The 19,241-nt window shown below is 59.8% G+C and carries 19 protein-coding genes and 1 tRNA gene; 11 read left to right on the forward strand and 9 right to left on the reverse strand.

Annotated features, from left to right (window positions below; genetic code table 11):
- Positions 1 to 13 precede the first annotated feature (13 nt).
- The 3 genes from AB6B39_RS12175 to AB6B39_RS12185 form a co-directional block, all read right to left on the reverse strand.
- The gene (locus AB6B39_RS12175; protein WP_284369967.1) at positions 14 to 808 is read right to left on the reverse strand and encodes a DUF3450 domain-containing protein; all 795 of its coding nucleotides are present in this window, start codon (positions 806 to 808) and stop codon (positions 14 to 16) included.
- A 44-nt stretch (positions 809 to 852) separates the two neighbouring features.
- Positions 853 to 1,692: a DUF3450 family protein gene (locus AB6B39_RS12180; RefSeq protein ID WP_371398600.1), complete on the reverse strand. Its 840-nt coding sequence runs from the start codon at positions 1,690 to 1,692 to the stop codon at positions 853 to 855.
- 349 nt (positions 1,693 to 2,041) lie between these two features.
- Positions 2,042 to 2,117 (reverse strand) — tRNA-Gln (locus tag AB6B39_RS12185).
- A gap of 307 nt (positions 2,118 to 2,424) precedes the next feature.
- Between AB6B39_RS12185 and sppA the strand changes: the two genes are divergently transcribed.
- Both sppA and AB6B39_RS12195 read left to right on the forward strand, forming a co-directional pair.
- Complete coding sequence (gene sppA / locus AB6B39_RS12190; RefSeq protein ID WP_284369963.1) at positions 2,425 to 4,230, forward strand: signal peptide peptidase SppA; 1,806 nt, start codon at positions 2,425 to 2,427, stop codon at positions 4,228 to 4,230.
- The gene (locus AB6B39_RS12195; protein WP_284369961.1) at positions 4,230 to 5,135 is read left to right on the forward strand and encodes an MBL fold metallo-hydrolase; all 906 of its coding nucleotides are present in this window, start codon (positions 4,230 to 4,232) and stop codon (positions 5,133 to 5,135) included. Before sppA ends, AB6B39_RS12195 begins: the two co-directional genes overlap by 1 nt.
- On the opposite strand, the gene AB6B39_RS12200 is transcribed toward AB6B39_RS12195, so the two are convergent.
- Positions 5,132 to 6,049: a DUF1499 domain-containing protein gene (locus AB6B39_RS12200; protein ID WP_284369958.1), complete on the reverse strand. Its 918-nt coding sequence runs from the start codon at positions 6,047 to 6,049 to the stop codon at positions 5,132 to 5,134. The genes AB6B39_RS12195 and AB6B39_RS12200 overlap by 4 nt on opposite strands.
- Before the next feature lie 19 nt (positions 6,050 to 6,068).
- Positions 6,069 to 6,737 (reverse strand): pyridoxamine 5'-phosphate oxidase, encoded by a 669-nt coding sequence (pdxH, locus tag AB6B39_RS12205; protein ID WP_371398601.1) that lies wholly within the window; start codon positions 6,735 to 6,737, stop codon positions 6,069 to 6,071.
- A gap of 110 nt (positions 6,738 to 6,847) precedes the next feature.
- Between pdxH and AB6B39_RS12210 the strand changes: the two genes are divergently transcribed.
- The gene (locus tag AB6B39_RS12210) at positions 6,848 to 7,063 is read left to right on the forward strand and encodes a DnaJ domain-containing protein (RefSeq protein ID WP_284369954.1); all 216 of its coding nucleotides are present in this window, start codon (positions 6,848 to 6,850) and stop codon (positions 7,061 to 7,063) included.
- A gap of 80 nt (positions 7,064 to 7,143) precedes the next feature.
- Here AB6B39_RS12210 and AB6B39_RS12215 read toward each other — a convergent pair whose 3' ends face one another.
- Positions 7,144 to 7,569, reverse strand: coding sequence for an OmpA family protein (locus AB6B39_RS12215; protein WP_284369952.1), 426 nt, complete (start codon positions 7,567 to 7,569; stop codon positions 7,144 to 7,146).
- A 127-nt stretch (positions 7,570 to 7,696) separates the two neighbouring features.
- On the opposite strand from AB6B39_RS12215, the gene aroC reads away from it, so the two are divergent.
- The 5 genes from aroC to AB6B39_RS12240 all read left to right on the forward strand — a co-directional run bounded on the left by aroC (position 7,697) and on the right by AB6B39_RS12240 (position 12,276).
- Positions 7,697 to 8,773, forward strand: a complete 1,077-nt coding sequence (aroC, locus tag AB6B39_RS12220; RefSeq protein ID WP_284369950.1) for a chorismate synthase — start codon at positions 7,697 to 7,699, stop codon at positions 8,771 to 8,773.
- Positions 8,773 to 9,879 carry an alpha/beta hydrolase gene (locus AB6B39_RS12225; protein WP_284369948.1) on the forward strand — a complete coding sequence of 369 codons (1,107 nt, stop codon included), beginning with the start codon at positions 8,773 to 8,775 and terminating at the stop codon, positions 9,877 to 9,879. Before aroC ends, AB6B39_RS12225 begins: the two co-directional genes overlap by 1 nt.
- Positions 9,876 to 10,376 (forward strand): RDD family protein, encoded by a 501-nt coding sequence (locus AB6B39_RS12230; RefSeq protein WP_284369946.1) that lies wholly within the window; start codon positions 9,876 to 9,878, stop codon positions 10,374 to 10,376. Before AB6B39_RS12225 ends, AB6B39_RS12230 begins: the two co-directional genes overlap by 4 nt.
- Before the next feature lie 127 nt (positions 10,377 to 10,503).
- Positions 10,504 to 11,193: a hypothetical protein gene (locus AB6B39_RS12235; protein WP_284369944.1), complete on the forward strand. Its 690-nt coding sequence runs from the start codon at positions 10,504 to 10,506 to the stop codon at positions 11,191 to 11,193.
- A gap of 249 nt (positions 11,194 to 11,442) precedes the next feature.
- Positions 11,443 to 12,276: a glycine zipper 2TM domain-containing protein gene (locus AB6B39_RS12240; RefSeq protein WP_284369942.1), complete on the forward strand. Its 834-nt coding sequence runs from the start codon at positions 11,443 to 11,445 to the stop codon at positions 12,274 to 12,276.
- A gap of 86 nt (positions 12,277 to 12,362) precedes the next feature.
- Here the strand turns inward: AB6B39_RS12240 and AB6B39_RS12245 are convergent, their stop codons facing one another.
- Both AB6B39_RS12245 and AB6B39_RS12250 read right to left on the reverse strand, forming a co-directional pair.
- Positions 12,363 to 13,037, reverse strand: a complete 675-nt coding sequence (locus tag AB6B39_RS12245; protein WP_284369940.1) for a head GIN domain-containing protein — start codon at positions 13,035 to 13,037, stop codon at positions 12,363 to 12,365.
- A 61-nt stretch (positions 13,038 to 13,098) separates the two neighbouring features.
- Entirely contained in the window at positions 13,099 to 14,442 is a 1,344-nt protein-coding gene (locus tag AB6B39_RS12250) for a dihydroorotase (protein ID WP_284369938.1), read from the reverse strand.
- A gap of 70 nt (positions 14,443 to 14,512) precedes the next feature.
- On the opposite strand from AB6B39_RS12250, the gene AB6B39_RS12255 reads away from it, so the two are divergent.
- A complete protein-coding gene (locus AB6B39_RS12255) occupies positions 14,513 to 14,908 on the forward strand; it encodes a hypothetical protein (protein WP_284369936.1) in 396 nt (131 codons plus the stop codon).
- Here AB6B39_RS12255 and AB6B39_RS12260 read toward each other — a convergent pair.
- Entirely contained in the window at positions 14,905 to 15,471 is a 567-nt protein-coding gene (locus AB6B39_RS12260; protein ID WP_284369934.1) for a VOC family protein, read from the reverse strand. The genes AB6B39_RS12255 and AB6B39_RS12260 overlap by 4 nt on opposite strands.
- A gap of 68 nt (positions 15,472 to 15,539) precedes the next feature.
- Here AB6B39_RS12260 and AB6B39_RS12265 point away from each other — a divergent pair, with 68 nt between their 5' ends.
- Both AB6B39_RS12265 and ileS read left to right on the forward strand, forming a co-directional pair.
- On the forward strand, positions 15,540 to 16,085 hold the full coding sequence (locus AB6B39_RS12265; RefSeq protein WP_284369931.1) for a hypothetical protein: 546 nt from the start codon (positions 15,540 to 15,542) through the stop codon (positions 16,083 to 16,085).
- A gap of 136 nt (positions 16,086 to 16,221) precedes the next feature.
- Complete coding sequence (ileS, locus tag AB6B39_RS12270) at positions 16,222 to 19,146, forward strand: isoleucine--tRNA ligase (protein WP_284369929.1); 2,925 nt, start codon at positions 16,222 to 16,224, stop codon at positions 19,144 to 19,146.
- Positions 19,147 to 19,241: the final 95 nt, after the last annotated feature.

Below are 19,241 nucleotides of genomic sequence, written 5' to 3' on the forward strand. Positions count from 1 at the left end.
GTTTCCCTGTCGATTAGTTGGCGGCCATTACAGGCGCATAGATGACTTCCGGAGCCGCCTGCTCCCGGGCGACGCGGATCGTCTGACGCAGCTGACGGGTATCGACCTCGTCGAGCTGAACCCAGGACCCGCTTCCCATGTCATAACGCTTCGCAGAGTCATCACGCTTGTCGAGGAAGATGTAGGAGGTCCGGCCAAAGCGGATGAAATCGACGACATTTCCGGGCTCTTCCGGGTGCACACCCTGATAGCTTTCCGTTGAATAGCCATAAGTCGCTTCGATCTTGTAAGCATTCAGAACCTGACGATATTGCTCTGCAGGCGATACGGCCGGATTGGCGAGCGCGGCCTGAACCCGCTGAACCCGCGCCAGGCGCTCTGTCAGGCGGAACGGCACATCCGCTCGGATCGAATCTTCGAGCTCGACCGTCATGCGCAACATCATCGGGCTCATGCCCTGCTTGATCTGCTCGACCGTGCCGAGCTGGTTGCGCACCGAGTTGATCTCGGATGTCTGACTATCGAGGAAAATCTGCTGCTGGGCCACAAACAGCTTCGTATTGTCGAGCTGCTGAAGAACGGCGCGATATTCACGCACCGCAGAGCCAGCGACATCATCCGCTTCGTTTACCTGACGTTGCGCCGCCGCGGACGAAGCCGTGGACTGGCGCGCCGCAGAGAGGGCAGATTCGAGCTGGGCCTGAGCCGGCATCGCTGCCGTTACGGCTAATGCCGCGGCAGCGCAGGCAAGCATGGCCCGCCTGGCGTTGGATTTGATCAGCATGGTGTCCTTCCAGGTCTGGTTCATATTATTGTCCCGATTTTTGCGTTTCACCTTCATCACGAGCGCGCCTAACTGGCGTCCGCGGCACGTTCACCCTTGCGGATGGGCGCCGTCATCGTGCTGATGGCCGACTCACCCCGGGCGATGCGTACATTCTGACGCAGTCCCAGAAGTTCCGAGTTGGACAGAGCGTCCCACTCCTTGGTGTCTTCATTGTAGCGATAACCTTCGGAGCTATCCCGCTCCAGATAGAGCAACGCCATGCGGCCATAATGAATGAAGTTGCCATCATAGATCTGGTCACGCAGGTCGAACAGCACGGCCCCGCTTTCAAGCGCCTGCTCCTGTTCGTCGGAGAGATCGCATTCAGCCGATTCGACGTTCTGTTCGCAGGCCGCGAAACGGGTGCCGGGATTGATCGGATTATTGCCCGTATAGGAACCGACTTGAAGGCCATATTCGACCTCGGTCCCGATCAACTCCATGGCGCGACGATAGATGTCACTGGCCAGCAGACCGTCGCCCTGAAGGTCTTCGCGGAGTGAATCCAGCAATCCAAAACGACGCTCGATCCGGAAGGGAAGGCCATCGACCATTTCCTTTTCGAGCTCGGCGACCATGGTACGAACCAGCGGGATCAGCTCTTCGGACGCGTCATTATTCTGCGCGGCCTCGATCCGCTGCGTCAGGCTCGCAATCTCGGCCTGCTGCTGCGTGAGGTAATATTCTCTGAGGGCAAGGTTGGAACGACGAGCTGTAATCTCCTCCAGAACCGATTCATATTCGGCTACGGAGACCGGGACTGTCTGATCCTGAGCTTGGGCGGGTACACCCATAATCGCACTCAGGGAGACTCCCAGACAGGCAACTGTGCACAGGGCAAGTTGCCGGGCAGGTTGAGATAGCACCACTCACGTCCTCCAATATCTCTCGGCTTCTGACGAGCCTTAACGAGCGGTCGCCTACACGGGCGACCTTTCTTAATCAATCACTACCTCGCACTCGTCTCAAGCTTTTTCCATAGGTTTTTCACAGGAATGTGTTGGGACGCGGTTTGAAAGGTTGAATGCTGGCGCGCTCACACGCGTCAGGCGGGATTAATCATAAAGTAGGAAAGCGCGAGTCGTCAGATCAGTTCCAAGAAAGTTATCGAGTCTTTAAGACAGACAGGTTGGGAAACCGACCGGTCACGGCTGTGCGGCGCGAAACGACTCGAAGCAAAAGACTGAAAATGGCGTGGTTTTCAGAGAGAGGGGATGGCTGGGGTGGCTGGACTCGAACCAGCGGTACACGCTACCAAAAAGCGTTGCCTTACCAACTTGGCTACACCCCATCGATCCGTGAGTGAGATCGGCCTTTCGGCCCTCACCCGTCTCTGGTGAGCGCGGCTTTTATGAGCGCGATCCGAAAAAGGCAACGCCAAATTCCGACCGAATGCAGACCTGTTACACCCCAGCTACACAAGCCCCATTCTGACGATGGGTGTGCAGACGAAAACCACGCAGACTCTGATAACAGCCTTGTGTGCGTCATCCCCTTTGCAAATGGGATCAATCATGCGACATATCGTTTAACGGTAAACATCTTGCCTCGAGCGTTCTTCCTGTCGGGAAAAGCGCTTCGGCCGAAAGCGAGCATACGTGAACACGCCAGCGACCTACACACCACCACAGCGACGACTTAGTGGGACCAAAGTGTTCTTCATTTCGATCGCAGCGGTCGTGATCGGGCTGTTCGTGTTCTTCTTCCTGCTGGTTATCCTGATTTCCGGTCTCGCCGCTGCAGCCGGTTCGTCGCCGCCTGACACGCGGGCGACCGTGCTGGAGATCGATCTGAGACTGTCTCTGCTGGATGCGCCTGTCGCACCGACCCTGTTTTCCGACAGCCCCGCATCCGTGGTGGGTATCGTCAGAGCCCTCGACCGCGCGAAGACCGACAAGCGTGTCAAAGGCGTCTTCATTCGCGGGGAAACGGGCGGGCTTGCGCCAGCCAGCGCCGAAGAATTGCGACTGGCCCTGATCGACTTCAAGACATCCGATAAATTCGTCATCACTCATGCGCAGGGTCTCAGCAGCACCTCCGTGATTCCCTACCAGGCGATCAGTGCATCCGATGAAATCTGGCTACAGGCCAGCACGTCGATTGCAACGGCTGGTCTCTATTCGCAGTCTGAATTCCTCGGCGGCACGATGGAGCTGCTCGGCGCGCAGCCGCAATTCATTCGTCACGGTGCCTATAAGAATGCCGTGAACAGCTACACGGAAGAAGGCTTCACGCCCGAACATCGCGAAGCGATGGAAAGCCTGCTCACCTCGATCTTCGATGAGAGCGTCGACAATATCGCGACCGATCGCAGCCTCGACCGCGCAACCTTGCTGCAACTTTTCGAGACCGCGCCCCACAATGCGTCCGACGCCAAGACCGCCGGTCTGATCGACCGTCTCGGCTATCTGGAAGAAGCACGCGACAGCATTCGCGAACGTGTCGGAGACGATGATATCACCTTCACGCCGATCGCAGACTATGATCCGAAAGGTAATTTCGGCAAGCCCGTCATCGCACTGATCGAGGCGCAGGGCTCGATCCTGCCCGGAAAGAGCGGCGGCGACGGCCTGTTCTCCGCGGCGACCAGCATTGGCGGCGAAACCTATGCGGCGGCGCTCGACGCGGCTCTTGACGATGATGATGTCAAAGCCGTTCTGTTCCGGATCAGTTCGGGCGGCGGGTCAGCTGCCGCGTCGGATCAGATCATGGCTGCCGTCCGGCGCGTGCAGGATGCGGACAAACCGGTCATTATCAGCATGGGTCAATATGCGGCCAGCGGCGGCTATTATATTGCCGCCCCGGCCGATCATATCGTGGCCATGCCGCAGACCATTACCGGTTCGATCGGTGTCTTCGGCGGCAAGATCGCCTTTGAAGAGACATTCGCCAAGGCGGGCTACAATCTGGAAGCGATCCAGATCGGCGGTGATTTTGCGGGCGCCTACAATATAGACACGCCCTTCACGGAGTCACAGCTGGCCGGGTACCAGGCCGAAATGGACCAGATCTATGAGGACTTTGTCGGCGTAGTCGCGTCCGGCCGCAATATGAGCCGTGAAGCCGTGATCGAGATTGCTGAAGGCCGCGTCTGGACCGGACAGCAGGCGTTCGAGCGCGGTCTGGTCGACGAACTCGGCGGGTTCGATACAGCCTTGCGCGCAACCCGTCGCCTGGCCGGACTGGACGAGGATGCCGCCGTCCGTCTGGAACGCTTTCCGCGACCCAAATCGCGCGAAGAGCTGTTCAACGAACTGCTCTCCGGTACGGCCTCGACGGGACAGGACCTCGAAGCCCTTTCCGCTCTGATGCAACGCCCGGAAGTGCAAGCCCTGATCGCGATCCGACAGGACGCCCAGGCGCGCGGCGCGGAATTGAAGGCCCCGTTACCCAAGGTCCGTTAATGGCGTCCATCCCCTTCATTCGCGACTTTGACTTCGATTACGGCGTTCCGGCGCAGTTGAGCGAGCGGGTCGTGCGGGTCATCGCCGACAATCCCGGACCCTTTACCTTTACGGGTACGGGCGTCTTCATCATCGGTGCCAGCGATACGGTCTGCGTGATCGACCCCGGCCCCGAGACGCCGAAACACATGGCGGCATTGGACGCAGCGCTGGCGGGCAAGACCGTCAGCCATGTCTTCGTGACCCATCACCATCTCGACCATAGTCCCCTCGCCGCACCGCTGGCGGCCCGGCATGGCTGCAAAGTCTATGGCTATTCCGTACACCCCGCTGCCGGTGACGGCGCACATATGCCACTCGAAGCGGGCGATGACCTGTCGTTCAAACCGGATGTCGAAATCCGTGATGGCTACACGGTCGAAGGTCCCGACTGGACGCTGAGCGCCGTCCACACGCCGGGCCACACATCCAACCATCTCTGCTATGCCTTGAAAGAGGAAAATACGCTTTTTTCAGGGGATCACATTATGGGCTGGAGCACCTCGGTCGTGTCGCCGCCGGATGGGGATATGGGCGACTATCTGGCATCGCTCCGGCGCATTCTCGACATGGATTTCGACACGATCCTGCCCACCCATGGCCCCGCTATCACGGCGGTGGGGCCCTTCGTTAAGGCCTATATCGACCACCGGCTTGCACGAGAGGCGCAGATCATGGGCGCGATCCAGTCCGGCCTGACCGAAATCGGACCCATTGTGGCGGAACTCTACAAGGCAGTGGACAAGCGGCTGCATCCGGCGGCGGCGCATAGCGTGCTGTCCCACCTCATTCATATGCGCAAGACCGGTCGCGTCGAAGCGTCCGGCCCGGACGGGTTGCGCCAAAGCTACAGGGTGGCCGCCTAGCCCTCCGTCATCGCATCGAGAAACTTGCCGATCCGCTCGGCATTAGCTCCGAGATCCGAACCGCCGACGCGGCTGGTCGAGCGGATATCGACACGCGTTCCATCGCCTTGCGCAGGCCGCAGACGGATGGTGACGTCATCCTTGAAGCCATACCAGAAGGTTTCCGCCGTGGCGTCGATGCGTCCGCCTGCCGGATCCGTCTCCTTGATGGTCCAGCCCATATTGCGCGCGACCTGCTCGGCCCGTCCGAAGGCCACGTCCGGCGCTTCGCTCAGCACCAGAGTCCGGATTTCGGGATAGGCCTGCGTCTGCAGGGCGGAGACGAGCTTCATTACGGGCTCGCCATTGGAATCGCGCTCCGACGTGCGGGCGCGCTTCCCTGCATAATCCACCGTGTTGACACCGTCCGTTGCGTCGCGTTCCGCCATGATGACAGACCCGAAGACCGGTGGGTCCTGCGTATCGGTCGTAATGTCATGGATGAAGGGCAAGCTGGCGACTTTGGCGCGGGTCGCACTTAGCTGGGCAAAGGCAATGACAGGTATGATCAGGGCGAAAATCGCGATAATCAATCCTTTGCGGGGCTTGATCAGCAATCCCGCCAGCAAGGCGATCAGGCCCATGACGGCTGTCGCAATCAGAAGGATCGGTCCGACCTCGCGGGTCAGGGTTCCGAGACCGAATTGCCACGACCAGAGGCCGATCTTTGCCCCGAGCCCGGCCAGGATGAAGACAAGCGGCGACAGAATTGTCAACGCCAGCGTGATCCGCAAAATCCAACGGCGAATGAGATGTAGTTTGGGCTCAGTCGGGGCTTTGTCATAGACGGTCGGGTCGGCGGTTTCCGTGACGATCGGCTCATGATCGGGGTCAGGTGGCGTATTGGCGGGTTTATCGTGCGGTGTTTGTGTCATGCGCGCGCTTTAACCCCGCTTAAGGATAAAGACGAGTTTTCTCCCACGTATCGCCATTTCTTTTGAACAGGATCCGGTCATGCAGGCGGAAAGCGCCGTCCTGCCAGAATTCGATAGCGCGCGGGACGAGCCGGTAACCGAACCAGTGCTCGGGTCGCGGCACGGCCTGTCCTTTGAAGCGCGCTTCCGTTGCATCCATTTCAGCGATCAACGTATCGCGGTCCTCGACGGGGCGTGACTGATCCGAGGCCCAGGCCGAGATCTGCGATCCACGCGCTCGGCTCTGAAAATAGTCGTCCGACCCTTCGGGGCCGACCCGTTCGACATGACCCCGCACCCGGACCTGCCGACGCAGGCTCTTCCAGTGAAAGCAGAGCGCCGCGCGGGGAACCTCGGCCAGTTGCTGGCCTTTGGCCGATTCCGAGTTGGAATAGAAGTCGAACCCTTGCGTGGTCAGGCCTTTCAGCAGAACGATCCGCACATCCGGTTGCCCGTCCGCATCGACGGTCGCTACCGACATGGCATGCGGATCATGCGGTTCGGTCTGCCCGGCCCGCGCGAGCCAATGCTCGAATAGAGCGATCGGATCATCCGCATCGATCCAGCCCAAGTCCCGGTCGGTATCGTCATTCAGATAATCGGTCGCGGATGGTGATGCGGGAATGGATTTGGACATATTCTTGCTCACCAATCGCTTGTTAACGACGTTCCTTGACGGGTCGTTGACTCTCTTCAGGCAGATTTAGACAGGGTTCACCCTGAATGCACAGACTTTATCAACGTGGGATCGAAAGATTTATGACTCGCCAGAAAGCGCTTCTCATTCTCGGCTGCCCTATGAATGCCCGCGAAGCGGACATCCGGGCTGCATGGCGTAAGAAGGCGAAGTTTTTTCACCCCGACAGTCCCTACGCCAATATCGGCGCATTCATGCAGGCCAAGTCAGCCTTCGAAACACTTATCCCGCCCGCACCGCAATCCATGCGCGTCCGCGCCGGGGGCCGCCGCTTCTAGTCGCACAGCCGGGTCATTGATTCTGTAAACGCGAAAAGCGGGCCAACGGCCCGCCTTCCAGTGTTTGCAATGCCGGACCTTTATTCCGGGATCAGCGTCACGACGACGCGACGTTCGAACGCATCCGGTTCTTCATCATCCAGAATGGTCCGTTCGCCCATCGGCACGATGGCCACACGGTCGGCCATGACGCCGCGATCATTCAGTTCGGCCAGAACAGCATCTGCACGCCTGTCGGACAGGGCCAGATTGGCTTCGCTCTCGCCTACACTGTCGGCGTAACCGACCACTTCCAGACGGAACAGATCGCAATCATCATAGGCGCTCGATACGGCGCTAAGTGTCGCCTCAGCATCATTGTCGAGATCTGACGATCCCGTTTCGAAAAAGACGGCGAAGGAACGCGCCTCGCACAGTTCCGACAGTCGCATGTCGTCGGCCTTGTTCATCGTTGTACAGGCCGTAACGCCCAGACCCAGTGCGGTCATAATCAACAGTTTACGCATAAGTTTCTCCTCGATTGACTGTAAGAACAACTGATGGCCGGTGAGATGGTTCCTGATGCAGCGATCCCATCCATAATTCCGGTCGCCATCGCTGGCCCTTGCAGAATGAAGCCGCTAAGCGTGGTGTATGTCATTCAACACCTATGGCCGCCTGTTTCGCGTAACCACCTGGGGAGAATCCCATGGTCCGGCGATCGGCTGCGTCATCGATGGCTGCCCGCCGCGCATTCCGCTCAGCGAAGCCGACATCCAGCCTTACCTCGATGCGCGCCGCCCGGGAACATCGCGCTTCGTGACGCAGCGCCGAGAACCGGACCGGGTCCGTATTCTGTCCGGCGTCTTTGAAGGCCTGACGACCGGAACGCCGATCAGCCTGATGATCGACAATATGGATCAGCGCTCAAAGGATTATTCCGAAATCAAGGACCGCTACCGACCCGGTCATGCCGACTATACCTATGATGCCAAGTATGGACATCGCGACTATCGCGGCGGTGGGCGATCCAGTGCACGCGAAACCGCAACGCGGGTCGCCGCCGGCGCGATTGCGCGAAAGATCATTGACGGCGTCACGGTTCGCGGCGCCGTCATCTCGATCGGCGATCAGGATATTGATCGGGATCGCTGGGATTGGAACAGCGTTACAGACAATCCGCTCTGGTGCCCCGACCCGGTCGCGGCAAAGGACTGGGAGCGCTATCTCGACAGCATCCGCAAGGACGGCAATTCCGTCGGAGCCATCGTTGAAGTCCAGGCTGACGATGTGCCGCCCGGTTGGGGCTCACCTGTCTATGCCAAACTCGACACGGAGCTCGCCGCAGGCCTGATGAGCATCAACGCCGTCAAGGGCGTCGAGATCGGCGATGGCTTCGCCGCCGGACGCGCCAAGGGCACGTATAATGCAGACGAAATGCGTCTGGATGACGATGGCCGGATCATGTTTCTGGCCAATCATTCGGGCGGTATTCTCGGCGGAATCAGTAATGGCAACACCATCGTCGCGCGCCTCGCGATCAAACCAACTTCCTCCATGCTCACGCCGACCCGGTCAGTGAATGCAAAGGGCGAGGAGGTCGACGTCTCGACCCGCGGCCGCCATGATCCCTGCGTCGGCATCCGCGCTGTCCCTGTCGCCGAAGCCATGCTTGCCTGTACCCTGGCGGATGCTTTCCTGATGCACCGCGCTCAAATCGGAGCTAATTAATGTTTCCAGTTATCCTTGGAACGGCGGCCCTAATGGGCGGCTCCGTCTTCCTGATCCGCAAGCGGCTATCAGGACCATCGCTGAAAAAATATGATGCGCCACCCCCCTTGTTTCGTGATCCGGACCCGGCCTCACCCGGCATCGCGAAGGTGAATGACTATCTGGTCGAAAACTTCATCAAGCCGGCTCAAGCCGAACGCACCAGGCTTGGATCCATGAATGGATGGGAAGGCAAGCGCGAACGGTTTGATGAGGCCGGACTGGCCCGGACCGATCTGAAGGCCGACTATCGCGATGACTGGATCGAAGTCGAAGGACGCAAAATTCATGGCCGCTGGACATTGGTGGATGGTTGCGACCCGGATCGCCGCATTCTCTATTATCACGGCGGGGCGTTTACGGTTGGATCGGATATCAGTCACAGACCCCTGACCGTCAATCTTGCAAAGCGGACGGGCTGTGCCGTTTTCGCACCAAATTACCGTCTCATGCCTGAAAACTCGCGCCGTGATGCCATTTCCGATTCGCGCGCCGCCTATCACTGGATTCTGGACAATGGCCCGGACGGACCAGCCCCCGTCAAAGCACTGGGCGTGGCCGGCGATAGTGCGGGCGGTAATCTGACCCTGATGATCAGCAACTATGCGCGCGACAATGCTCTGCGTGAACCCGATGCGATTTTTGCATTATCTCCGAGTACGGACACCACGGCAGCCTCTCCGACATTCAAGGACAACCTTGAAACGGATCTGATGCTGCAACCGCTGCTTCGCCCCCTGCTGAAAATACCGCGTACACTGCTTCTTCTTGCATTGAAGAAGTCGATCCAGATGAATCCGTCTGACACGGATGTCAGTCCGGTGTTCGCCGATCTGTCAGACCTTCCGCCAACACTCGTTCAGGCTAGTTCGACAGAAATGCTTTACGGCGACGCTGTGCGCTATGTGAACAAGGCTCTGGCGGCAGGCAGCCCGGTGACGCTTCAAGCCTGGTCGCATACGCCACATGTGTTTCAAATCTTCGATGACGTGCTGCCCGAAGCACGCGAAGCGCTGGATCACGCGGCGGACTTCTTCAAAGCGCATGGGGTCGCGAAACCCAAATGATGGGTCTGCGACGCATCGCGGCCTATCTGGTCGATTATATTGTCATCCTGCTGTGGCTGGGACTGATCTTCAGCGCCGCCATGCTGGGCCTTATCGGAATCAATGATCCGGATGTCTGGACGGGCGCGGATCGGTGGATCGCGCAAGCGCAGGCCTTCCTGATGGTGACCCTGCCCGTCTATCTTTATTTTACTATATCGGAATCGCGCGGGCGGAAAGCGACGCCCGGTAAACGGTTGCTGGGCCTCACGGTGGACGGCACGCCATTGCAAATCATGCAGCGCAACCTTGTGAAGTTTCTACCGTGGGAGGTCGCTCATACCGCGATCTGGCACGGCATGCCGCTGCCCGCAGCCAGCGAACCGACACCGCTCGGCCTCACGCTCATGTGTCTATCGATGGCCGCCGCAGGCCTTTATATCATCAGCCTGTTCATCGGTTCGGGCCGCACGCCCTATGACCGGATCAGCGGCACGCAGGTCGTCCGCGCGACCTGACAGGCCGTTAAGTTTTATTGAACCGATCATGAACGTCAGGCTCAGCATCGCTTCAAAGGCCGCCCCCTAGAGACATCTCATCGGCCCGGGAATCACCCCGACCCGAGCAAACCAGGAGATGTTTCGCATGACACAGTCATTCAAGAAAACCCTGGCTGCCGTCACTGTGGCCGCAGCCGCTTTCGCCCTTCCGACCGCCGCGTTCGCGGGCGACTATCGCAAATGTAAAGACACGGAAGCGGCCATCGCCGGTGGTCTGATCGGTGGCTCGCTCGGGACCATTGTCGGCGAAGAAATCGCTGGTCGTGGCGACAAGACCGAAGGCGCGATCGCCGGAGCCGTCATTGGCGGCATCATCGGTGCGGCTATCGGCGACGGTGCCAGCGACTGCGAAAAAGATGGGCGCATCTATCGTGATGGACGCCTGATCGGATCGGCGCCTGTCGTCGGCTACGGACAGCCCGGCTATCAGGATGTTCAGTATCGCAGCCATCGGGATCGGGGCTATCGCGACCGGGATTATCGCCATCGCGACCGGAACTACCGGGATCGGGATCGTCGCGACAGGGGCTATTCGTCCCGCCAGCATGATCGCGATCTGCGCCGGATTGATCGCCGCATCAACCGGCTGCGCAATGAACGGCGCGACCTGAAACATCGCGCCCGCTATGAGCGGGGTCGGTGGATCAACCGCCGCCTGAACGAGATCAGCTATGAGCTGGACTATCTGAAGGATGAGCGCCGCCGTGTGAAACGGGCGTGGAACAATCGCCGTCAGCCTTATTCGCGACCCCGCCATCAGGACCGTCGCTGGTAGGAAGCGCGAGACAGGTCGAGTTGGCAGCCTGCCCCATCGGGTTGCCGGATCGGCTCATGAAGCCCTGATCTCCGGATCAGGGCTTTTTGCTATCGGCAAAGCTTAATGGTGGGTTCAGACTTCGTTCATTTCACATCGGCTTATGGAACGATGACGGGTTTTAACGGTTTGTTAAGATCAATCATCAGGCTCAGTGCCAGGCGCGATTGCGAACGGCAGGTTTTTGAAACAGCAAGAGGGATAGGACCCATGATCAAGACTTTCGCAACGGCGCTCGCCGCCCTCAGCGCTGTGGCGCTTCTTCCGGCTTCGGCTCAGGCGCATAATACCGGCTATACGCACTACCATCAGAATTCGAATAATAATCAGGTCGTCAGCGGCCTGGTTGGCGCAGGCGTCGGCGCCGTCATCGGCAGTCAGGTCGCCGGCAGTGGCGCCCGTACGGAAGGCTCGGTTCTGGGCGCGGTCGTCGGCGGTGTCGCCGGGGCTGCGATTGCCGGCCGTAGTAATAATCGCGGCTACCATTCCGGGTCATATTATCAGCCGCAGCGGACCTATCATCAGCCGCGCACCTATTATCAGCCACGCACGTACCAGCAGCCGCGCTATCACCGCACATATCACCAGCCGCGTTACGTACAGCCGCGCTATCATCAGCCACGCTACGTCCAGCCGCGCTATCACCAGCCCCGCTATGTCCAGCCGACCTATTACCGCCAGCCGCAGGTTCGCTATTCGCAGCCGCGCTATGTCCAGCCCCGTAACAATACCGGGCTCGTGGTCGGCGGCCTTGTTGGCGGCACGCTCGGGTCGGCTGTAGGTCGTGAAATTGCGGGCAGCGGCAACCGAACGGAAGGGGCAGTCATTGGCGGTCTGGTCGGCGGCACGATCGGGTCCGTAATCGGCGACCGCCGCTCCAACCGCACCTATTCTCAGCCTCGCTACAGCCAACCTTATTATGGCCAGTCGACAGGATCGACGACCTATGTCGGCGGCAGCAGCTATGGCAACGCCAACTGCCCGGCTGGGACGGTTCCGTCGCGTGACCCTTATTCCGGTGCCACAACCTGCATGATCCGCTAGTCGGCCAGGACAGAACACACAAAAAGGCCCGGCTTCCACCGGGCCTTTTCTTATGCCTGATCTCCCCTCTTGGGAGAGTTGCGCGGTTAGCGGAATCTGACTTTCGCCAGGAAAGTGTCGTCCGTGTCGCGCGTCTTCGGATCACCGTAGACTTCGATCGAACCCATGCCCTCCGCATCTGCTTCGATGCTCTCAGAGGCATAGACCGACATCTCGCCCATCCCGCCCATATCGGCTTCAACGTGGCGGCATTTCAGCTCACGTGCATCCAGCTCTCCCATCCCGGCGAGATCGACGGTGAGCGTGTCGCACGTCCCGCGCAACGATACGCTGGAAATACCTGACACGTCGACATCGATATCTCCGCCCGAGAAGGCTGAGACCTCACCGGACACGATCCCGGCGACGTCCAGCTCTTCGAGCTGCGGCATGGTGATGATCACTTCGACGCCGTTATTGTTGTTGCCGCCCCAGCCTCGAGAACCCTTCTCATTATCCGTTTCGAGATAGAGCGTGTTGTTGCGAACCCGGATTTCCATCCGGTCAGCCTCTTTCTTGGTCGATCGCGTCTGGACAGAAAACCTGTCGCCTTGCGTCACCTTCAGCTCATAGACACCCGAAATATCGATGGCTGTGAAACCGGACAGATCATGGTCAATGACCACATCGCGTTTCTGTTTTTTGTCATAGTCGTCTTCGTGCGCGAGCGCGGCACCGCTGGCGAGAAGAGCTATCGTGGCCGCAGCCAGTAAATGTTTCATGATACGTCTCCTTATCGTTAAACGATAATTGACGACAGCTGTCGTGTCAAGCCGATCCAGCTCAGAGACTTTCGTGAAAACGGTAGGCTTGTCCTTGCGCATCGCCGATGATCGTGTCGTCCTGCATGACGATCCGTCCGTCGATGATCGTATGGGTTGGCCAGCCTTGCACTTCGCGCCCGTCATAGGGCGTCCAGCCGGAGCGATTGGCCTGATCGGAGTCGCGGATCACACGCTTTTCCTTCATGTCGACGATGGTGATATCCGCATCATAGCCGACGGCCAGCCGGCCCTTGCCGATCACGCCCCAGACGCGGTTGACGCCGTGGCTGGTCAAATCGACAAAACGTTCCAGGCTCAGCGCGCCCTTATTGACCCAATCCAGCATGAGCGGGACGAAAGTCTGCACACCCGGCATGCCCGAAGGCGACGCCGGATAAGGCATGGATTTCTCTTCCAGCGTATGCGGCGCATGGTCCGTGCCCATCACGTCGAACGTGCCGTTTCGGACTCCTTCCCACAAGCCTTGGGCATTTTCATAGTCACGGATCGGCGGGTTCTGTTGCACTCGACCCTCAAGCTGCTCATATGCTTCGGGCCCGTAAATTGAGAGGTGGTTCGGCAGGATCTCGCAGGTTACAAGATCCTTGTTCGCAGCCAGCAGTGGCACCTCTTCCGCCGTCGAAATATGCAGCACGTGAATGCGCTTATTGGCTTCGCGCGCCATACGGATCAAACGCTCGGTCGAAATAATCGCCGACTGCTTGTCGCGCACATCCGTATGTGACGTCCAGTCGCCGTCCCGCGCCAGATGACGACGTTCGCTCATCCGGGCTTCGTCCTCAGAATGAAAGCTGGCGCGACGGTTGATGCTTTTCAGAACGCGACGCAGCCCTTCGTCGTCGGCAATCAGCAGATCACCCGTCGATGCTCCCATGAAGACCTTCACCCCGCAACAGCCCGGCAGGCGTTCCAGCTCATGCAGGTGATCAGCATTGGCGTGTGTGCCTCCGACATAGAAGGCGTAATTGCAAAACATGCCGCCATGGTCCTTCTTGCCCGCGGCCCGGTCGAGCTTGTCCTGCAGCATGGCCGCCGTAGAGGTGGTCGGATTGGTGTTGGGCATTTCGAAAACGCCCGTCACACCGCCCAGCACGGCCCCCATCGACCCCGACCGCAGATCTTCCTTATGCGTCGGACCCGGCTCCCGAAAATGAACCTGACTGTCGATCACGCCGGGCAGCACATGCAGCCCGGTCGCATCGACGACTTTACCACCACTGGCCTGGCCCAGCGCGCCGATGGCAACGATCTTGCCGTCTGTGATGCCGACATCGGCCTGCAGGCGTCCGGACTGATTGACGACCGTGCCGCCGCGAATGATGAGATCGAAAGTCTGGGTCATGCGGATAGTCTAGCGGGCGAGACGCCATGTCGCGACTCCAATCCGGCGGAATTTCGCGTATAAGACGCTCATGAGTCCCGAAAGTCTCTCCAATCGCTGGCTCAGTCTGCGATGCTGGCTCCTGCGCAGCGTGCTGCCCGCAGCGAGTGCGCTGCTGGCCATGCTTCTGCTGCTGCGCGTGATCAGCCCCGATCCGGTGACGCTCGACCACACCGCCGTTATGGTCGGTTTTGCTGCGCTCTATTTCAGCCTGTTCCGGGGCTGTCATATTCTGATGATTCGCAGTCTTCACGCCGACATGATGCGGCGCCATCCTGACGCCTACAGGGCCAAGCTGCTGGCGCTTGCCGATGGGACGTTGCGACGGCGCAATCTGGGCTTCACCCTTGCGCGAGTGAAACGCGACATTCTGGTCGAAGCCAAGGCCGAGACCGACCGGAAGCGCCGTGATCTGTTTCCGCGCTAGTCCAGGACCTCATAGATCACGATCATGTGGCCATCCGGATCGACGAAACGCCCTTCCTTGAAGGTGAACTCCGTTCCGCCGGACACTTTCGGCTCCGTCATGTCGAGACCCAGGGCCGCGAGTTTTTCATAGATTGCGTCAAACCCGGTAATGCCGATCACGACCGTGCTCATATAAGGGCGGTCCGCCGGGCGCGGCAGGTCGACATTGCTGACTTCGGTCAAGCCCAGCACCCGGTCTTCCCCCGGCTCGCCCAGATAGGTGTAACGCATGCGCGCCTCCCGCGGAATATTGAAGACAGGATAGGAATAGCTATCGAGGCCACTGGTCCCGATTGGCGCATCCTCGAAACCGAGAATATCGCGGTAGATGACGAGCGACCGCTCCAGATCGGCGACCAGAAGATTGGGCCGTTTAACGTGAGGATAGGCGAAATCCGTCTGTTTGACGGGGACCGTCTGCGCCGTGGCAGAGGTGACCCCGGGCGCGTTCACCGTGGCGACACAGGCAGAGAGTGAGAGAGCAGACAGACAGAGGGCGGACGCCAGGATCAGATGTTTCATAGGCGTATCATAGGGCAATCCCGCATCGCGGCTTTGACCTGTGTCCAGCCCTATGGCAGCGATCACCCATGACGGACGCAACGGCCAGAGCGGACTGGGACGCAATCCAGTCTCTGTTTCCAATCCGCAGGCTGAGCCTTGGGCCGAGCTGGAATATCGGCATCAGTTCGCGCTTGTCGCGACACAGGATCATGACGCTCCTCCAGCGCTCCGGCGCCGGCAACCTGGACCGGCTCCTCGCGGACCGGTCCCTGTCGCGCATCAAGACGCTCCGCACCTTCGCCGTCGTCAATCAGGAACAGGCCAGCGCCGCCTTCCGCATCACGGTCGTCGCGAATGTGACGATCCCTGTGGTCATCATTACAGTGTTGAATCTGATCTTTCCCGGATCGCCGGCCGATATGTTCCGCAGCCTGTTCGCCCTGAACGAGGGCGGCACGGTGTTCGTTTGGTTGCTCGTCGTGGCCTATCTGAGCCTGCTCGCAGGCGGTCTCGGCTTCGGGATCGCGAACCTGTCCAACGCGCGGGATATCCGCCATCTGATCGATCTGCATGCGGCCGAGCGCGGGATCTTCTTCGGGCTGGAGGATGAAGACGCTTTACAGAGCGGCTAACTTGCTTTCGTCCACCGGCGGCGCTAACCGCGTGCCATGTTGAGGATCATTCGAATTACTGGCCCGATACGCGCCTGACATCCGGCGCCGCGTATCGGGATTCGCCGCCTCGACAATTCAGACCAAAGACACTCTCATGACCGACTCACCCCGCGCCCCAGAAACCAGGGATTATCGCGACACGCTCTTCCTCCCGAAGACCGATTTTCCCATGCGCGCCGGCCTGCCCAAGGCGGAGCCGGAATGGCTGAAACAGTGGCAGGCGATGAACCTCTATGCGGCGCTGCGCAAGCGTTCCAAGGGCCGCCCGCAATACTGCCTGCATGACGGTCCGCCCTATGCCAACGGCCACATCCATATGGGCACGGCGCTGAACAAGATCCACAAGGACATGGTCAACCGGTCCCACCAGATGGCTGGCTATGACGCCAATTACGTGCCGGGCTGGGACTGTCACGGCCTGCCGATCGAATGGAAGGTCGAAGAGGAATTCCGGAGCAAGGGCCGCAGCAAGGACGACGTCCCCGCATCCGAATTCCGCGCCCGTTGCCGCGAATACGCCCAGGAATGGCTCGACGTGCAGCGCGAGGAGTTCAAGCGCCTCGGCGTGGTCGGCGACTGGGACAATCCTTACGTCACCATGAAGCCGGAGTCCGAGGCCGACATCTGCGCCGAACTGCTCAAGATCGCAGGCACCGGACAACTCTATCGCGGCAGCAAACCGATCATGTGGAGCCCAGTGGAACAGACTGCGCTGGCTGAAGCGGAGGTGGAGTATCACGACAAGAAGGGGACACAGATTTATGTGCGGTTTCCTGTGCGGGGGTTTAAGTATACCTCTCAAACTGGAACGCGACCTGCCCTTGATCTGGCATCAGCTTCAATTGCCATCTGGACCACCACGCCTTGGACCATCCCGGCCAACCGTGCGGTCTCGTATTCCGATACAATTTCCTATGACCTTTACGAGATTACCGAACTCGGCGATCCGGGCTTTCCGCTCGGCCAAGCCGTCGGCGACCGCCTCATCGTCGCGGACAAGCTCTGGGATGACCTCGCGAAGGCCAGCCATATCACGAGTAGCAAACGCCTGCGCGCGGTTGAGGCTGACGAGCTGAGCGCAATCATCCTCTCTCACCCCCTAGCCGGAACCGTGGACAGCTTCGACTACCCCATCCCCCTCCTCCCCGGCGACCATGTCACGGACGATGCCGGCACTGGCTTCGTTCACACCGCTCCGTCTCACGGTGAAGACGACTTCAATGTCTGGATGAGCAATACGGACAAGATCGAGGCGCTCGGCGCGGACTCGACCGTTCCCATGACGCTCGACGATGCGGGCTGCTACACATCCGTCGTTGGCCCTCGCTTTGAAGGGCTCGACGTCATCCGCACGTCCGGCAAGAAGCGCGGGCAGGACGGCAAGGCGAACGCAGAAGTCATCAAGGCGCTAGTCGAGGCGGGCAATTTGCTGGCCCGCGCGCCGATCACGGTGCGCGACGCGCATAGCTGGCGATCCAAAGCCCCCGTGCTGCGCCGCGCCACGCCGCAATGGTTCATCTCCATGTCGAAGGGGAACTTGCGCGAAACGGCCTTGGCCGAGATCGACAAGACCACCTTCTATCCCGAACGCGGGCGCAACCGCCTGCGCACTATGGTGGAGGATCGCCCTGACTGGCTGGTCAGCCGTCAGCGCGCTTGGGGCGTGCCGATCACGATACTTGTCGACGCGGACGGCAATCTTCACACGGACCGCGATGATGCGGACGCGATCAACGCCCGCATCCTCGCCGCCGTGCGTAAGCAGGGCGTCGATGGCTGGTTCGACACGCCCGCCGAGAACTTCATGGGCGGCGAAGCAGGCTGGACCAAGGTCACCGACATTCTCGACGTCTGGTTCGACAGTGGTTGCACCCACGCCTTCTGCCTGAAGCAGCGCGACGACCTGCCGGACCGCGCGGACCTCTATCTCGAAGGCTCGGACCAGCATCGTGGCTGGTTCCAATCGAGCCTGCTGGAGAGCTGCGCCGTTTATGGCGAAGCACCCTATAAGGCGGTGATGACGGACGGGTTCGTGGTCGATGAAAAGGGCCTGAAAATGTCCAAATCACTCGGCAATACGGTCAGCCCTCAGGATATTGCCAAACAGTTCGGCGTCGACATTCTCCGCCTCTGGGTCGCGTCATCCGACGTCCATAACGATCTGAAGATCGGCAAGGATATCATCCAGACCAATGTCGATGCCTATCGCAAGCTGCGCAACACGCTGCGGTATCTGGTCGGTGCGCTGGACGGGTATGACGCGGCCGATGCCGTGTCCTATGATGACATGCCGGCGCTGGAACGCTGGGTCCTGCACCAGCTACACGCGATCACGGGCAAGCATAAGGACTGGGTGGCAAACCACGAACATCGTCGCATCTATTCCGAGTTGTTCAATTTCTGCACCAACGACCTGTCGGCCTTCTATTTCGATATCCGAAAGGACGCGCTCTATTGCGATCCGCTCGACAGCACGCGGCGGCGCGCCTGCCGCACGGTAATGGCGGCGATCTTCGAACGGCTCACGACCTGGCTCGCCCCTATCCTGGCCTTCACCATGGAAGAAGTCTGGCAGACCCGGCATGACTCCAGCGTCCATCTGGAGGACTTCCGCAACGCACCGGAACGGTGGGAAAACGCCGCCCTCGCCCATCACATGGATCAGGTTCGATCTTTCCGCGACAGCGTGAATGAAGCCATCGAACCGCTGCGCCGGGACAAGGTCATCAAGTCTTCTCTGGAAGCGCGGGTCATTGCGCCGACGGGCGATCTGGTTGCAACGCTCGACGCGCTCGGTGTCAGCCGTAACGATGTCTATGCCGATCCGACCGACCCATCCGACGTGCTGGCCGATTATCTGATCGTCTCTGAAGCCGATCTTGCGGGTGACAGTGTCGTCGTGGAAGATCTAAAAGACAGCGCCGCCACCAAATGCGCCCGCAGCTGGAAATATTTCCGCGGCGAGGGCGAGATTACGCCGAGGGACGCGGCGGCGGTGGCAGCGCTGGACACCCAATAAACCCGCTCAGGCCGGCTTGACAGGCCTGTCCATCCCGCCCTCTCGTCTAGCCGACATAGTTGGGTGATGGGCTCGCCGATCGAGTTGGCGAGAGT

Source organism: Algimonas porphyrae, from assembly GCF_041429795.1.
GTDB lineage: Bacteria > Pseudomonadota > Alphaproteobacteria > Caulobacterales > Maricaulaceae > Litorimonas > Litorimonas porphyrae.

Coding starts and splice junctions, on each gene's coding strand:
- AB6B39_RS12175 (WP_284369967.1), bottom strand. CDS start 808: ATGAACCAGACCTGGAAGGACACCATGCTGATCAAATCCAACGCCAGG.
- AB6B39_RS12195 (WP_284369961.1), top strand. CDS start 4,230: ATGGCGTCCATCCCCTTCATTCGCGACTTTGACTTCGATTACGGCGTT.
- AB6B39_RS12200 (WP_284369958.1), bottom strand. CDS start 6,049: ATGACACAAACACCGCACGATAAACCCGCCAATACGCCACCTGACCCC.
- AB6B39_RS12210 (WP_284369954.1), top strand. CDS start 6,848: ATGACTCGCCAGAAAGCGCTTCTCATTCTCGGCTGCCCTATGAATGCC.
- AB6B39_RS12215 (WP_284369952.1), bottom strand. CDS start 7,569: ATGCGTAAACTGTTGATTATGACCGCACTGGGTCTGGGCGTTACGGCC.
- aroC (WP_284369950.1), top strand. CDS start 7,697: ATGTCATTCAACACCTATGGCCGCCTGTTTCGCGTAACCACCTGGGGA.
- AB6B39_RS12225 (WP_284369948.1), top strand. CDS start 8,773: ATGTTTCCAGTTATCCTTGGAACGGCGGCCCTAATGGGCGGCTCCGTC.
- AB6B39_RS12230 (WP_284369946.1), top strand. CDS start 9,876: ATGATGGGTCTGCGACGCATCGCGGCCTATCTGGTCGATTATATTGTC.
- AB6B39_RS12235 (WP_284369944.1), top strand. CDS start 10,504: ATGACACAGTCATTCAAGAAAACCCTGGCTGCCGTCACTGTGGCCGCA.
- AB6B39_RS12240 (WP_284369942.1), top strand. CDS start 11,443: ATGATCAAGACTTTCGCAACGGCGCTCGCCGCCCTCAGCGCTGTGGCG.
- AB6B39_RS12245 (WP_284369940.1), bottom strand. CDS start 13,037: ATGAAACATTTACTGGCTGCGGCCACGATAGCTCTTCTCGCCAGCGGT.
- AB6B39_RS12250 (WP_284369938.1), bottom strand. CDS start 14,442: ATGACCCAGACTTTCGATCTCATCATTCGCGGCGGCACGGTCGTCAAT.
- AB6B39_RS12255 (WP_284369936.1), top strand. CDS start 14,513: ATGAGTCCCGAAAGTCTCTCCAATCGCTGGCTCAGTCTGCGATGCTGG.
- AB6B39_RS12260 (WP_284369934.1), bottom strand. CDS start 15,471: ATGAAACATCTGATCCTGGCGTCCGCCCTCTGTCTGTCTGCTCTCTCA.
- AB6B39_RS12265 (WP_284369931.1), top strand. CDS start 15,540: ATGACGGACGCAACGGCCAGAGCGGACTGGGACGCAATCCAGTCTCTG.
- ileS (WP_284369929.1), top strand. CDS start 16,222: ATGACCGACTCACCCCGCGCCCCAGAAACCAGGGATTATCGCGACACG.